General features: G+C 61.0%; 16 protein-coding genes. 6 read left to right on the top strand and 10 right to left on the bottom strand.

What is annotated here, in order from left to right; translation table 11 throughout:
* Nucleotides 1-66 precede the first annotated feature (66 nt).
* The gene (locus AC1DX3_RS05395) at nucleotides 67-1,401 is read left to right on the top strand and encodes a GGDEF domain-containing protein (protein ID WP_476988948.1); all 1,335 of its coding nucleotides are present in this window, start codon (nucleotides 67-69) and stop codon (nucleotides 1,399-1,401) included.
* A gap of 35 nt (nucleotides 1,402-1,436) precedes the next feature.
* Here AC1DX3_RS05395 and AC1DX3_RS05390 read toward each other — a convergent pair whose 3' ends face one another.
* The 9 genes from AC1DX3_RS05390 to AC1DX3_RS05350 form a co-directional block, all read right to left on the bottom strand.
* Complete coding sequence (locus AC1DX3_RS05390; protein ID WP_476988221.1) at nucleotides 1,437-2,237, bottom strand: PhzF family phenazine biosynthesis protein; 801 nt, start codon at nucleotides 2,235-2,237, stop codon at nucleotides 1,437-1,439.
* A gap of 123 nt (nucleotides 2,238-2,360) precedes the next feature.
* Nucleotides 2,361-2,831 (bottom strand): GNAT family N-acetyltransferase, encoded by a 471-nt coding sequence (locus AC1DX3_RS05385; RefSeq protein ID WP_476988220.1) that lies wholly within the window; start codon nucleotides 2,829-2,831, stop codon nucleotides 2,361-2,363.
* Between the two features lie 225 nt (nucleotides 2,832-3,056).
* Nucleotides 3,057-3,944, bottom strand: coding sequence for a bifunctional helix-turn-helix transcriptional regulator/GNAT family N-acetyltransferase (locus AC1DX3_RS05380; RefSeq protein ID WP_476988219.1), 888 nt, complete (start codon nucleotides 3,942-3,944; stop codon nucleotides 3,057-3,059).
* A 108-nt stretch (nucleotides 3,945-4,052) separates the two neighbouring features.
* Nucleotides 4,053-4,472 (bottom strand): hypothetical protein, encoded by a 420-nt coding sequence (locus AC1DX3_RS05375; RefSeq protein WP_476988218.1) that lies wholly within the window; start codon nucleotides 4,470-4,472, stop codon nucleotides 4,053-4,055.
* A 102-nt stretch (nucleotides 4,473-4,574) separates the two neighbouring features.
* Nucleotides 4,575-5,555, bottom strand: a complete 981-nt coding sequence (locus tag AC1DX3_RS05370) for a DNA polymerase beta superfamily protein (protein WP_476988217.1) — start codon at nucleotides 5,553-5,555, stop codon at nucleotides 4,575-4,577.
* On the bottom strand, nucleotides 5,552-6,238 hold the full coding sequence (locus AC1DX3_RS05365) for a DUF1349 domain-containing protein (protein ID WP_476988216.1): 687 nt from the start codon (nucleotides 6,236-6,238) through the stop codon (nucleotides 5,552-5,554). Before AC1DX3_RS05365 ends, AC1DX3_RS05370 begins: the two co-directional genes overlap by 4 nt.
* A gap of 80 nt (nucleotides 6,239-6,318) precedes the next feature.
* Nucleotides 6,319-6,690 (bottom strand): hypothetical protein, encoded by a 372-nt coding sequence (locus AC1DX3_RS05360; protein WP_476988215.1) that lies wholly within the window; start codon nucleotides 6,688-6,690, stop codon nucleotides 6,319-6,321.
* A gap of 190 nt (nucleotides 6,691-6,880) precedes the next feature.
* On the bottom strand, nucleotides 6,881-7,180 hold the full coding sequence (locus tag AC1DX3_RS05355; RefSeq protein WP_476988214.1) for a hypothetical protein: 300 nt from the start codon (nucleotides 7,178-7,180) through the stop codon (nucleotides 6,881-6,883).
* A 93-nt stretch (nucleotides 7,181-7,273) separates the two neighbouring features.
* Nucleotides 7,274-7,819 carry a hemerythrin domain-containing protein gene (locus tag AC1DX3_RS05350; protein ID WP_476988213.1) on the bottom strand — a complete coding sequence of 182 codons (546 nt, stop codon included), beginning with the start codon at nucleotides 7,817-7,819 and terminating at the stop codon, nucleotides 7,274-7,276.
* 162 nt (nucleotides 7,820-7,981) lie between these two features.
* On the opposite strand from AC1DX3_RS05350, the gene AC1DX3_RS05345 reads away from it, so the two are divergent.
* From AC1DX3_RS05345 to AC1DX3_RS05330, 4 genes are all read left to right on the top strand, one after another.
* The gene (locus AC1DX3_RS05345; protein WP_476988212.1) at nucleotides 7,982-9,358 is read left to right on the top strand and encodes a serine hydrolase domain-containing protein; all 1,377 of its coding nucleotides are present in this window, start codon (nucleotides 7,982-7,984) and stop codon (nucleotides 9,356-9,358) included.
* Nucleotides 9,359-9,640: 282 nt separating this feature from the next.
* On the top strand, nucleotides 9,641-9,931 hold the full coding sequence (groES, locus tag AC1DX3_RS05340; RefSeq protein ID WP_476988211.1) for a co-chaperone GroES: 291 nt from the start codon (nucleotides 9,641-9,643) through the stop codon (nucleotides 9,929-9,931).
* 74 nt (nucleotides 9,932-10,005) lie between these two features.
* Nucleotides 10,006-11,658 (top strand): chaperonin GroEL, encoded by a 1,653-nt coding sequence (groL, locus tag AC1DX3_RS05335; RefSeq protein ID WP_476988210.1) that lies wholly within the window; start codon nucleotides 10,006-10,008, stop codon nucleotides 11,656-11,658.
* 401 nt (nucleotides 11,659-12,059) lie between these two features.
* A complete protein-coding gene (locus AC1DX3_RS05330) occupies nucleotides 12,060-12,497 on the top strand; it encodes an SRPBCC family protein (protein ID WP_476988209.1) in 438 nt (145 codons plus the stop codon).
* 360 nt (nucleotides 12,498-12,857) lie between these two features.
* On the opposite strand, the gene AC1DX3_RS05325 is transcribed toward AC1DX3_RS05330, so the two are convergent.
* Nucleotides 12,858-13,550, bottom strand: coding sequence for a hypothetical protein (locus AC1DX3_RS05325; RefSeq protein ID WP_476988208.1), 693 nt, complete (start codon nucleotides 13,548-13,550; stop codon nucleotides 12,858-12,860).
* 163 nt (nucleotides 13,551-13,713) lie between these two features.
* On the opposite strand from AC1DX3_RS05325, the gene AC1DX3_RS05320 reads away from it, so the two are divergent.
* Nucleotides 13,714-13,875 (top strand): hypothetical protein, encoded by a 162-nt coding sequence (locus AC1DX3_RS05320; protein ID WP_476988207.1) that lies wholly within the window; start codon nucleotides 13,714-13,716, stop codon nucleotides 13,873-13,875.
* The last annotated feature ends 188 nt before the right edge of the window (nucleotides 13,876-14,063 follow it).

The following is a 14,063-nucleotide window of genomic DNA, read 5'->3' as shown; positions in this document are numbered from 1 at the left end:
GCCTATGATAGCCCGTCATGCCTGCTTTTTTGGCAGTCAGTTAGGTGAGTAACCGCCTTGCGTATAATGGGTCTTCATAACCGTATCGCCGCGTTTGCCGGCGCCAGCCTGCGCTTGATGGCCAACATCAAGTTCGAAATGGTGCTGCTGTGCCTGCTGTTGCTCACCGCCGGCGCCGTCCTGTGGCAAAAGCCGCTTCTCGAACGTACGATCCGCCTGACCCCGGCCTCCACCGCCCAAAGCGATTATCTCGTCTTCTCGGACGGCGATATCGGCGGCGGCACCCGTATCACGAGTCTGGGTCCCCTGCACTGGAGCTGCGAGCTGGGCAGCGGAAATGCTTATCCCTATTGCGGTTACGAGCTGTTCCTCGACCGTAACAAAGGCTCCCGCGGCCTTAACCTCACCAATATGCGCTCCTTCGCCATCACCATGATGTACCGCGGCGCGGCGACCTCCTTCCGGGTCCACCTCAAGAATTTCGATCCGCATTACAGCGTCCGCGCCGACGACGAGTCGCCGAAATACCTGCGCGTCGAAGCCGATACCACGCCGGGCAAGTTGCAACGCACCGAGTTCGTGCCTGTCGATTTCGGTGTTGCCGACTGGTGGCTGCGCAAACGTAAGCTGCCGCCGGCCTTTGGCCGCCCGCAATTCGACGACATCACCTCCCTGATCGTCGAAACGGGCTCTGAAGCACCGCTTGGCCATCATGAATTCGACGTTCGCGAAATCGTGGTGGTGAAGTCGATCCTCAGCGACGCCCAATGGTATTCCCTGCTGCTCGGCACATGGATCGTCATGATCGTCCTCTATCTCGGCTACCGTCTCGGCAATCTGCGCCGTGCCCTGCGCGAACGCCAGACCCTGGCAGCCCTGGCCCTGCATGATGCCCAGGAAGCCGCGCGCCGCGATCCGCTGACCGGCCTGCTCAATCGCCGCGGCCTGACCGAACGCTTCGACGCCCTGGTCAAGGAGCGCCGCAATCCCTATTCCCTGACCGTCATCCTGATCGATATCGACCATTTCAAGGTGTTGAACGACACCCATGGCCACGACGCCGGAGACCGGGTCCTGGCGGATTTCGCCACGGTTATCGCCCGCAATATGCGCACCGTCGACATGGTCGCGCGCTGGGGTGGCGAAGAATTCATCGTCGTCTGCGCCGATATCGACCGGCGTGGCGCGCAAAAGATCGCCGAGAAGCTGCGTGACTGCATCGAAAACTTCGATTTCGGCGAATGCGGCCCGGTCACCGCCAGTTTCGGCGTCCACTGGACCTATACGGCCGACGCCGAACTGGCGCCGCTCGTCGCCCTGGCCGACCGCGCCCTTTACGCCGCCAAGGCCGATGGACGCAATTGCTGCCGGCTTTATCGCGCGGTCATGCGCGCGGCCTGATTCCACCGCCTACCCGATCTCAGGGGCCAATTTTGTCAAATCGCCTCTGGCAGGTTGATCGTGGCCTCCATAAAGGTCACGGCATTCCCGCCCAGAAGCACCCGATCTTGGCTCAACTCACAAGCCAGCCAGCCGCCACGTGGCGACGCCTGATAGGCCGTGAGCGTGTCGCGGCCCAACCGCGCCGCCCAATAGGGCACAAGCGTGGCATGGATCGACCCCGTCACCGGATCTTCCGGAATGCCCGCGCCGGGCACGAAGTAGCGTGACACGAAATCCGCCTTGGCGCCTTCCGTTTCCCGGCCGGTCACCACCAAACCGACAGAGCCCAGGCGAGCGATCGCCGCCAGGTCGGGGACGAAACCGCGCACGGCATCGGCGCTGCCGAGATCGGCAAAGATGTTCTCGAAATTGCGGAAAATATGGACCGGCGGCGCCGTAAAGACACCGGCTATCTCCTGCGGCAGGGCGTCGAGGACCTCCGGCGGCAGGCAGGGAAGGTCGAGCCGGTACCCGCCCGGTTGCTGCGATACGCGCAACTCCCCGACGCGCGTATGAAAGATAAGCGGCGAGGCGGCCCCGGTTGTAGTGAACAGGATATGCGCCGTCGCCAGGGTCGCATGGCCGCAGAAATCGACCTCGATCGCCGGGGCGAACCAACGTAAATCCCAGGCTCCGTCGGGGCGCGCCTTGACAAAAGCCGTCTCGGCCAGATTGTTCTCCTGCGCGATCGCCAGCATCAGGGGATCCGGCAGCCAGGCGTCCAGCACCAGAACCGCGGCGGGATTCCCGCTGAAAAGACGATCGGTGAAGGCGTCGACCTGGTACATGCGCATGGAATGATGCCTCGCTGTGGGTGGTTTCATCCGGCATTACGGCGGCAGGGCACGCTTGTCAAAACTCTTGTTGTCGGTTGACCGAGCCCCAAGGCGCATGGCCTTGGGGCTCGACCCAATGCCTTAAACCGTCACGGATTGCCAGCAGATCACTGGCCCGTCTTCGGCATCGATCCGCTCACCCGTGCGGACAAAGCCGTTGTGTTCGAGAACACGCTGGGAGGCGATGTTTTCGACCCCGGTTTCCGCGGAGATAAGGGCCACACGGGGGTCGTTTCGCCCCCATTCCAGAACCTGCCCTATGGCCCGCGTGGTGTATCCGCGACCCTGGCGCGTCGGTGCAACGCCATAGCCGATATGGATGTCTCCGCCTTGGGGCGGCCTGACGATGGAGCAAAGTCCGACGATTTCGCCGTCCTCCACCATCATCCAGGCCGAGGGGGAAAATTCGGCGCGGATGGTGGCCGCGAGGCCGGCCAACATCTCCAGAACCTCCGGAGGTGCGATCGCGCTGTCGGGGACAAGGCGCAGATCGCCAGGCGCGATACCTTTCAGGATCGCGTCGTAATCAGTAGCATTCAGTTCGATAATCATGTGGGTCTCGACATTAGTCGTGCGCCGGTATCGGGCGCGCTAAGGCCGGGCGATAGGGAGGCTCAGGCCTCGGTCATCATGCCAAGCGCCTTCGTCTCTACCGCCGCAGCCGGTGAGTTCTGGATCTTTGCGACGGCAAACAAAGGCATTCTCCTATCAGATGGCGCCATGGATATCAGTCCGGCGCCGGGATGGCAACCCTGTCCGACCGGCCAAACGGTACCGTCAGTCGCGCAACGCTTTGGCCAGCCAGATTTGGGCATAGGGATCGTCGTTAAAGGCCGGCACCTCGACATATCCTGCCCGGGTGTACAGGGCCATGGCCTCGGTCAACACGCGGTTAGAGTCCAACCGTACGCTGGTCATCCCGGCCTCGCGCGCCAAGTTCTCCAGGGTGCCGAGCACCTTGCGGCCAATGCCCAATCCGCGCGTCGACGGATCGGTCCACACGCGCTTGATCTCGCCGGTCGTCGGGTCCGGTCGCTTCAGCGCGCCGCAGGCGACAGGCCGGCCCTCCAGCCGGGCAATGACGAAATAGCCGCGCGGCGGGGTAAATTCCGCGTCGCTGGTCGGCTGGGCCTTGGCCGGGTCGTAGCCGGTGTTCATGCGCTCATCCAGTTCACGGCGATATTGCCCGACGCACCATTGCGCGTCGGCGCTGTCCGGCGGCTCGATGTTCACGCTGACGGCCGAGGCGCGCAGCAACCGTTCGACCTCGGCCATGGCGGCAACCAGGCGTTGGCGCTGGCCGTCGTCGAGCGGATCGATCAGGGACTGCGCCAGATCGTCCGACAGCCGGTCATAGGTCTCAACCTCGGCGCGGCCCATCTCGCTCAGCTTCGCCAACCGCACGCGGCCGTCCTGTGGCGATGTCTCGACTGTCAGCAGGCCCTGCTTTTCCAACGCCCGCAACAGCCGGCTGAGATAGCCGGAATCGAGGTCCAGCCGTTGCCGCAAGGCCCGAACATCCGCCCCCTCGGCGCCGATCTCGAACAACAGCCGCGCCTCACCCAGGGGCCGTCCCCGGCCGAGATAGCTGTCCTGAAGCGCGCCGACCCTCTGGGTGACCAGGCGATTGAAGCGGCGGATCTGTTGAATGGGTGTCGCGTCCATTGCCTGACTTTAGTCAGATAATTTATCGGACGCAAGCGGTTCACGGCGTATACCCCTGGGTTTTTATTTCCTTGCTTTGTTCCTAATTCACTCTCTGCGACAGCCGCCTTAAGTGAAGTCTTCCAATTTCTCTCCCACGCGCGTTACCAACGCCTCCGCCTCGCGCAGTGGAAAGTTCATTCCTTTGTCGTCAAAGAAATGGAACGCTGCGGCATTGGCCCCTCGCAAACCGAGCACGAGAACATCCCTGAGGTTTCTTTCACCGGCATCGGCAGCCGTCACGGCAATTCTAACTTGCACGCATTGATCCTTCCGGCTGTATGGCCCAAGGTCCACCACCCTGAATTTGGGCGCCCCTAAAGAGCCCTCGACCTCAAAGACAGCATTTACGTGCGGAATCTTACCTAGCGTTCCGCCGAACTCGGGTTCACGAACCTGCTTCATCACCTTCATCGCGGTAGAAATGGCGCGGTCAATTCGCGAACCTTTCAATTCGGGCCCATGAAAATGACCTGAAATGATGATCATGGCACTTTCCTCAATCTGGAGTTCCAAGCCTTAACGGCTCATCGCTGTAGGTTCGGATGTCCTGACTGACTTTCTTCAAAAGAGCGCTCCATCTTTGCAATATCATAACTGCCCCCGCACGATGCGGCCATACAGATCGGCGATAAAATCATCCGCCGCGCCTAGCTCTGGTGCCTCCGGCAAACCGCACGTCAGGGCCGCCGCCTCGACCGCATCCAACAAGGTTTCGATCTCCTCGCCGACGGCCTGATAGGGCAGGGCGCCGTTCTTGATCGCCAGCAGATGCGTCGCTTCTGGCCGTGGCAGGGTCACGGCGCCGGTTTCCAGGAACTCCACCGCCTGACGGGCAATACGGACGGCATGCGACATGGCCTTCCAGTCGACGCCGTCATTGGCCTCGGCGGCGCGGGTGCGAGCACCGAACTCGTTATAAAGGTTCTCCACCATGGCCCGCGCACTCTTGATCGAGGCCGAAAAGATGGCCTTCTTGCCGGCGATATCGAAATAGGTGGCGATGTGGCCTGAGCCCTCCGGCAAATGCACGACGGCCAACAGATCGTGACGGGCGGCCAGGGCGTCGACCGCGTCGGCAGCCACCTCCAGCTTGGTCTGGGCGCCGTATTGCGCCTCGATCGCCATCAGGCCGTCCAGCGCCATCCGCACCGCCGCCAGCCGTTCGCCCTTCACGCCGTATTTGCGCGCCTGTTGCCGGCAATAGCCGACAAAGGCCGTGGTCTTGCGGCTGAACAGGCGCGGCGCCAGGGCCTTGATCTCGCCCCACACGGCGTGCGGCGGATCCAACATCATCTGCGGCGGGGCGAACAGCATGTCGAGCGCCACGGTCTGGCCTTCCGACAGCAGCTCAAGGAACTTGGCCGGCGAATAGGCTTCGAAGTCGACATCGTCAGCGGTGTTTTTCTCACCCCTGGCCTTGTCGCGCTGACCGGTGACGGCCGCCTTGACCCGCTGCAACAGGATGTCGCGCGCCTCGGGCAGGTAGACGGCCTTGACGTCGAGGTCGGATTGAGGCGTCGCCGTACCGTATAGGTGCGAGCCAAACGTCATGCGGACAATGGTTTTCATTCCCCGTGCCAGAAATCGGTCGGGGTTTTGGACTCAAGCCGGATCTGGTCGAAACGCGCAGTGGCCGTATTGCCCAGCGGCGACTGCGCTTCGAACCCGGCCATGACCGGCAGGGCTGTATCCAGGGTAAAGTCGCGGGCGACGCTCCACGCGCTGCCGTCGTTGGACGTATAGAAGGCGAAGGTGTCGCCCTGGCGCGTGATCTTGAGATAGATGGCCTGCTGACCGGGCGCCAGCATGACGTGATAAGCATCGTCGCCGTGCGGCGCCGTGATGGTCGAGGTCACGCCGTCTATGCCGGGTTGCGAGCGTTCCAGCAGCAGCTTCCCCCAGTGCGTCTCGTCGGCGTAGACCATCAGGGCCGCGCCGTCGAAATCGGCGCCGAGCGCAATGGTAACGCGCGCCGAGAAGATAAAATCGCCGTGGACAGGAAAGAGCACGAGCGGCGCCGACAGACTGGCGGCGCTGCCATCGCCCGGCGTGTAGAAGTCGCTGCCCTTGAGTGCGGTGATGGTCAGACTGTCCGGCGTCATATCGGCGCGGCCGAGCGCCAGACGCCCCTGCAGAGGTTGGGCGATGGCCTTCAAACTGTTGGCGGGATAGGTAACAGTATCGGCCGCCATAACCGGTGGCGCCAGGCCGAAAGCGGCCACCATGGCCAGTCCGGCCAACATCTTACCCATCGACGATCCTCCTCACAGCGCAAACAGGCACGCCGGCAAGCCGCTAAGTGGCATGGATTGAGAGGAGGTGTCGAGAGGGCTTATGCCCCGCCGGTCATGGTCGGCTTTTGCCCGACATCGCAGCGCTGGCGGCGCACGGGGCGCATCATGAAGGATGACAGCAGGAGCAGGGTGCCCAGGGCACATTGGGCGAATTCGACGCGCGGAATTGGGTGGTGCAGGTAAAAATCGAGGCCGATACTGCCGATAACGACCCAGCCCGTGGCTTCGATGGCGGCGCGGGCCTTGGGGTGGCGGCGGAATACCATGATCATGGTCATGGCCGTAAACAGGAAGCGCACCGCCGACGCGATCTCGGCACTCAGCTTGGCGACATCCGCCGTCATCTGCACGGCGACCAGACTGAGCATAACGCCCAACCCGATCAGTTGCGAGATTCGAAGTCTTTCCATAGTCGTACGCGCCCTGCACATAAGGTTGCGCTACAGCCTAGCCGCGGTAGCACCGTCTTAACCGTAACTGTAGCAGACATTTCTCGACGCACAAATGACATATTTGCGAGCGCGATTTTGCAGCCTGCAACACAAAATGCGCGCAAAGGCTCTTTGCACGCATTTTGCTTTACCGGGATGTGTAAGAGGCTTAGTCGCGGCCGCGGATCAGCAGGGCGCCCAGGACGAAGCCGACACCGAGCGCGATCAAGGTGGCGGGGACCGGGTTTTCCTCGATCTTGGCCTTGGCCTTGCCGCTGTAACGGCTGATATCGTCGCCGGCGTGGTCGGCAAAGGCACGCACCTTGGCTTCGGCTTCCTTGGCCCGTTCGGTCAGCACGTGGGTAGCGTGCTGGACTTCGTGTTTGATGGTTTCCGCCAGCGAGGCGGCGTCTTCTTCGCTGAACGACTTGATCTTGTCGGCGGCGGCCTTGGCTTTGGTCGATAACATGGGGGTGTCCTCTCAGATGAATGTGGCTCAGATTAAGGAAATAACGCGAACTCGGATTTGACTCGGATCAACAGGTGGGGCCGGAATTCCGCATCAGGCCAGTTCGCGGGTGGCGTCGGCCGGGGAATCGGCGATGCCGTGGTCGGCAATCAGGGTCTGCTCGGCGAAGGTCGGTACGCCGGAAGACTTCAACTCTTCCTTACGCTCCAACATTTGGGCGCCCAGGGCGTCAAGATCAAGGTCGAGCTTCTTCACTTCCGGAAACATTTCACCCTCCTCTTCCTTGACGTGGTGCAGGATGTTCTCGGACAAGACGGTGAACTTGGCTTCCCAATGGTCGTCGCCGGGCTTCATGGTGTCGAGCTCGGCGATCAACAGCTTGGCGACGTGGTGCTCCTCGTCGGCCTCATTCATCATATCGGTTGAATCCTTCTTGCCCAGGGCTTTGTTGAGCGCCTTGCGGGCCACGGGATAGAAGATCTTTTCCTCGATCTCGGTATGGATTTTCAATTCCATGATGGCTTCCGCGGCGATCTTCGCCTTTTCGCGCTGGGTTTCGGCCTTTTCGAAATCACCGAACAGCCCCTTCACCCGGCGGTGGTCTTCTTTCAAAATCGCGATGGCGTCGGACTTGCCCATGACTGGCTCCCTTGAACAACTGGTTGGAGCTGAAGGTACCGGCTTCGTTATCGCATTGCCGTGCGATTCAGTTGCTAATTTGTAATTTTTCGATAGGTCGTGAGCCCTTTCTCGGCCGCCGGCGCCATGCTAGACCACGTCACCGCTCTTACGAGGATCCTCATGCGTCTCAAGCTCGTCGTCGCCGGCCTCGCCGCCTTTTCCCTGACCACGGCCGCGCATGCCGCGCCCCTTGACGCCACCCAAAGCGCGAAAATCGACGCCGCCGTGCAGGCTGCGATTGCCGCCAGTGGCGCGCCGTCGGCCTCGGTCGCCGTGGTGAAAGACGGCGAAATCGTCTACGCCAAAGCCTTCGGCCAGGCGGACATGTCGAGCGCTTTGGCCGCCACCCCGGCGACGCGTTACCAGATCGCTTCGGTGTCCAAGGAGTTCACCGCCGCGGCGGCACTTCTTCTCGTGGAAGACGGCAAGCTATCGCTCGACGACCACGTCTCGAAATGGTTCCCCGAACTGACCTCGGCCGACAAGATCACCGTCCGCCAATTGCTCAGCCACACTTCGGGCTATTCCGACTTTTGGCCGCAGGACTACGTCATGTTGCCCATGACGCAACCGACGACGCCGCAGGCCGTCATGGCGCGCTATGCCGGTGCGCCGCTCGATTACCAGCCGGGAGACGACTGGCAATATTCCAATACCGGTTACATCGTCGCCGGCCTGATCATCGAAAAGGTCAGCGGCCGTCCTCTGTTCGATTTCGTCAACGACCGCATCCTGAAACCCGTCGGTATCAGCGACGCCGTCGATATCTCGGCTGAGGATCTGGTGGCGCCCGATGCTCTGGGCTACGAACGCCGCGCGCTCGCCGCCAATCGCCTGACCCCCGAAGCCGGCAAGGGCTGGCTTTACGGCTCGGCCTTCCTGGGGCTCACCGCGGCAGACGTCGCCAAATGGGATATCAGCCTGCTGAAACAATCCCTGCTCAAGCCCGACTCGTACAAGACCGAGTTCGACACGATCAAGCTCAACAGCGGTCGCGATACCGGCTATGCCATGGGCCTGTTCGTCAGCAAGACCAACGGCCACACGCTCATTGAACACGACGGCGAGGGCGCCGGCTATATCAGCGAGAACCGCATCTATCCCGACGACGGCCTGGCCATCGTGGTCTTGACCAACTCCATGTCAGGCAGCGCCGCCTTCGACGCCGCCGACCGCATCGCCTTTCTGATGATGCCGTCGCAAGGCGTCGACGCCCGCCTGCAAACTGTCTTCGAAGGCCTCCAGGCCGGCAATGTCGATCGCGCCGACTTTACCGATAACTTCAACGCCTATCTGACGCCGCAGACGATCGCCGATTTCAAGGACAGCCTGGGGCCGCTCGGCGCGCCGTCAACCTTCGCCCTCAACCGCAGCGGCAACCGCGGCGGCATGGAACACCGCACCTACCGCCTGACCGCCGGCGGCAAGACCCTGGCGCTCAATGTCTATCTGACCAGCGACGGCAAGATCGAACAGTTCCTCGTCTCCCCACGTTAAAACCCTTAATTTTCGTGTTTTTCGTGCTTTTCGTGGCCAAATCTTGACTTGGTGGGCTACCGCACCGGCGCAAAGGCTTTGACCACGAAAAGCACGAAAAACACGAAAAATCATGGCCGCTGCCAACGACGGCGGATTTCCCTCTAATGATGCCGCTTCGCGGTTTTTTAGACACCCCCTCCCTTGACTCTGACGGCCGCCGAGCCTATCTCCGGCGCACGTTAGCACTCGCTGCTGCTGAGTGCTAACAACACCTGTTCAAAACAAAATGGAGAAAACCCAATGAGCTTTCGCCCGTTAGGCGACCGCGTTCTGGTCAAGAGAGTCGAAGAAGAATCCAAGACCAAGGGTGGCATCATCATCCCCGACACCGCCAAGGAAAAGCCGCAGGAAGGCGAAGTCGTCGCCGTCGGCCCCGGCGCCCGTAACGAAAAGGGCGAACAAGTCGCTCTCGACGTCAAGGCCGGCGACCGCATCCTGTTCGGCAAGTGGGGCGGCACGGAAGTCAAGATCGACGGCGAAGACCTGTTGATCCTGAAGGAATCCGACGTGCTTGGCGTTCTGACCAAGTAAGAATTGGGCGTCTTGGCGAAGCAGGCCTTCGCGACCCCACTCTCAACAATTTGAAATTCTAGGAAATCCATATCATGGCTGCCAAACAAGTTCTGTTCGGTTCCGACGCGCGCGAAAAAATGCTGCGCGGCGTGAACATCCTCGCCAATGCCGTCAAGGTAACGCTGGGCCCCAAGGGTCGTAACGTCGTCCTCGACAAGTCCTTCGGCGCCCCGCGCTCGACCAAGGACGGCGTCTCCGTCGCCAAGGAAATCGAACTGGAAGACAAGTTCGAAAACATGGGCGCGCAGATGATCCGCGAAGTCGCCTCCAAGACCAATGACAAGGCCGGTGACGGCACCACGACCGCCACGGTCCTGGCCCAGGCCATCGTCCAGGAAGGCATGAAGTCGGTTGCTGCCGGCATGAACCCGATGGACCTGAAGCGCGGCATCGACAAGGCTGTCCACGCCGTCGTCGCCGAAATCAAGGCGACCTCCAAGAAGGTCACGACCAACGCCGAAATCGCCCAGGTCGGCACCATTTCCGCCAACGGCGACACCGAAGTCGGTGAAATGATCGCCAAGGCCATGGAAAAGGTCGGCAATGAAGGCGTCATCACGGTTGAAGAAGCCAAGACCGCCGAAACCGAACTCGACGTCGTCGAAGGCATGCAGTTCGACCGCGGCTACCTGTCGCCCTACTTCATCACCAACCCGGACAAGATGGAAGCGGTCCTCGAAGACCCTTACATCCTGGTCTTCGACAAGAAGATCTCCAGCCTGCAACCCATGCTGCCGATCCTCGAAGCCGTCGTCCAATCGGGCCGTCCGCTCCTGATCATCGCTGAAGACGTCGAAGGCGAGGCCCTGGCCACGCTCGTCGTCAACCGCCTGCGTGGCGGCCTGCGCGTCGCTGCCGTCAAGGCCCCTGGCTTCGGCGATCGCCGCAAGGCCATGCTGGAAGACATCGCCGTCCTGACCAAGGGCGAAGTGATCTCCGAAGACCTCGGCATCAAGCTGGAAACCGTTACCCTGGAAATGCTCGGCCACGCCAAGAAGGTCACCATCACCAAGGAAAACACCACCATCGTCGACGGCGCCGGCGACAAGGCCGACATCGAATCGCGTATCGGTCAGATCAAGAAGCAGATCGAAGAAACCACGTCGGACTACGACAAGGAAAAGCTGCAAGAACGTCTGGCCAAGCTGGCCGGCGGCGTTGCCGTCATCCGCGTCGGCGGCTCGACCGAAGTCGAAGTCAAGGAAAAGAAGGACCGTGTCGACGACGCGCTCAACGCCACGCGCGCTGCCGTCGAAGAAGGCATCGTCCCGGGCGGCGGTACGGCCCTGCTGAAGGCCACCAAGGCCCTGGCCGGTCTCGAAGGCGCCAACCCCGACCAAACCGCCGGCATCAACATCGTTCGCCGCGCCATCCAGGCGCCGCTGCGTCAGATCGCTGAAAACTCCGGCGTCGAAGGTTCGGTCGTCGTCAACGCCGTCCTGGCCAACGAATCGGCCACTTTCGGCTTCAACGCCCAGACCGAACAATATGTCGATCTGGTCGCCGACGGCGTCATCGATCCGGCCAAGGTTGTCCGCACCGCGCTGCAAGACGCCGCTTCGGTCGCCGGCATCCTGATCACGACGGAAGCCGCTGTCGCCGAAGCCCCCAAGAAGGACGCTCCCCAAGCCATGGGCGGCGGCCACGGTGGCGGCATGGGCGGCATGGGCGGTATGGACTTCTAGTTCTTTGGGGAAAAGTCCTTCGGCCTTTGGCCTCAGTGTACTTTTCCCCAAGTTTCCATATCGAGATGATTTTTTCGGGCAAAGCCCTGCAAAAATCTCCGCATATTATCAGGAAGAGCGGGTCGCAAGACCCGCTCTTTTTGCTTGCGACACCAGGAATCATTCTACCTTCTCCTCCCTTGTGAGCACGCAGTGCGAAACGGGGGAGGTGGCGCGGCGCTCGCCCGCCTTCGGGCGAAGTCCGCGACGGAGGGGGCCACTTAAGCGTCACAACGCGCCCTTGATCTTAGTAAGAGATCTGGAATCATCCTACCTTCTCCTCCCTACGCTTGCGTGGGGAGGTAGCGCGGCGCTTGCGCGTCTTCGCGCAAAGTCCGTGACGGAGGGGTCATTTAAAAGCCATGACACACGACGCAATCACCAAATCCATCCCCATCAACGCCCGGCCGTCCCGCATCTGGGCCGTCCTCACCACGCCCGACCTCATCACCCGCTGGATGTCTGACGAACCCCTGACCATCATCTCCGACTGGCAACCCGGAGCCCCCATCCTGATGCGCGGCACGCTTCACGGTCTCGACTTCGAAAACCACGGCATCATCCAAATCTTCGACGCCGACAAAACCTTCCAATACGCCTACTGGAGCACACTCTCAGCCTCGCGCCTCGCCGACCTGCCGGAAAACTACACCACGGTCCGCTTCGACCTGACACCGCAAGCCGAAACCACCCTCCTGGCCGTCACCCTGAGCGATTTCCCCGAACCCTCCATAGCGCCCCATGCCAACCTCTATTGGGGTGGCACCCTGCCCATCATCAAGGCCTTGTGCGAGCATTAGTTGTCCGTGCGGTCGATGACGGATGGGTATGACTGACAGCAGAAACTGCGCAAAGCCGCCCAATTAATTGGCCAAATAATTGGACAGAATTGGATGAACTTTTTCCGACTTGGGCTGCAAAACACCATGTTCGACCCGCCCTTGTTCAAAATTACCCCCCGCAATTCTGGCCATTTTCGCCGCCTTTGATGGCTACAAAGGCGCCTGAAGAGCCTCAAACCCGTCCCAAAGCCCGTTTATCCGCCTTCAAACACGTCGCAATCGTCACCCTGAGCGACTTCGCCGAACCGTCCATAGCGCCCCACGCCCATCTCTATTGGGGCGGCACCCTGCCCATCATCAAGGCTCTTTGCGAGGCCGCTACCCCGGATAACCCATGACGCGGATCAGCGCCATATAGGGCGCAAAGCCGGTCACATACGGATAGCTGACCTGCAGGACGACAAACAAGGCCAGGGTCAGCCAATAGGGCGCGAAGGTCTTCTTGTGGACGACATAGTCGTAAACGATCAGGCCGATACAGGTCGCCTCCATGATCCAGAAACTCGGCGCGATAATCGCGCCTAGCGAGTCGAAAATCGGCAGGTACTGCAAGGCGCGAAAGACCGCCGGCAGCATCACGATAATCACCGTCGAGACCAGCAGACGATAATGCAGGTCGATCACGCGCTTGAAAGCGAAATAGATGGCCGCGGCATAAAAGCCGGCGAAGGTGATCAACGACGGAATATCGAAAAAGATCAGGATCGGCCGCACGGGCATCGGCAAGGCATGCCGCGCCGTCGAACCGAGACTGTACATCATGATCCTGACGGCTGTGAACAGCAACCCCGCCACCCAAATCGGCGACAATCGCCCGATCCAGTGATGAAGGGTGAGCTTGCCGCTGGCCATCAGCCAGGCTTGCAGGATCAGTATCAGCATCCAGCCGGTGGCGAATATGCCGTGCAGGATATGCAGCGCATCGAGCTGTCCGGGATTGGAGAAAAAGCTGGGCCAAAACCCGGCCAGCAAAACCACGAGCGCCGCCAACAGACCCCAAACCAGACGCATAACACCCCTCCGCCGATAGATGACAAAATTATGCATAGGTGGAAAAAAGGCGCAACCCTTACGACGCTCGTTCGGCCATGGCGATCGGCATGGATTTCAACTGGCATTTTACCCTGGCAGAAGCCTGGTACAATTCGATGGCCTCGGCCGAAGTCCCCATCTGGTGTATTTTACCGGCCCCTCGCCCGACAGCGACGACTGGCACCCCGTCACACAAGAAGACACCTGGCAGGGCGCAGGCGTCACCTTGGAAGACCTGTATCGGCAAAATCCTGCCGCCGTCTATGAGGTCGATGCCGAAGACTATATTCGCAGCAGGCCTTAGTTGACATTTGCATAATCAATGATTGACTGAAGGCATTCGGAGCGTGGCCATTCGGAGCGTGGCCATTCGGAGCGTGGCCATTCGGAGCGTGGCCATTCGGAGCGTGGCCATTCGGAGCGTGGCTATTCGGAGCGCGGCCATTCGGAGTGCGGAAAACCCTTATTTCGTAACAACCTCCACCCACCCAA

The organism is Asticcacaulis sp. P2_B1 (assembly GCF_056404915.1).
Note: the sequence above shows the minus strand (reverse complement) of the source record. Positions and strands in the feature narration are given on the sequence as shown.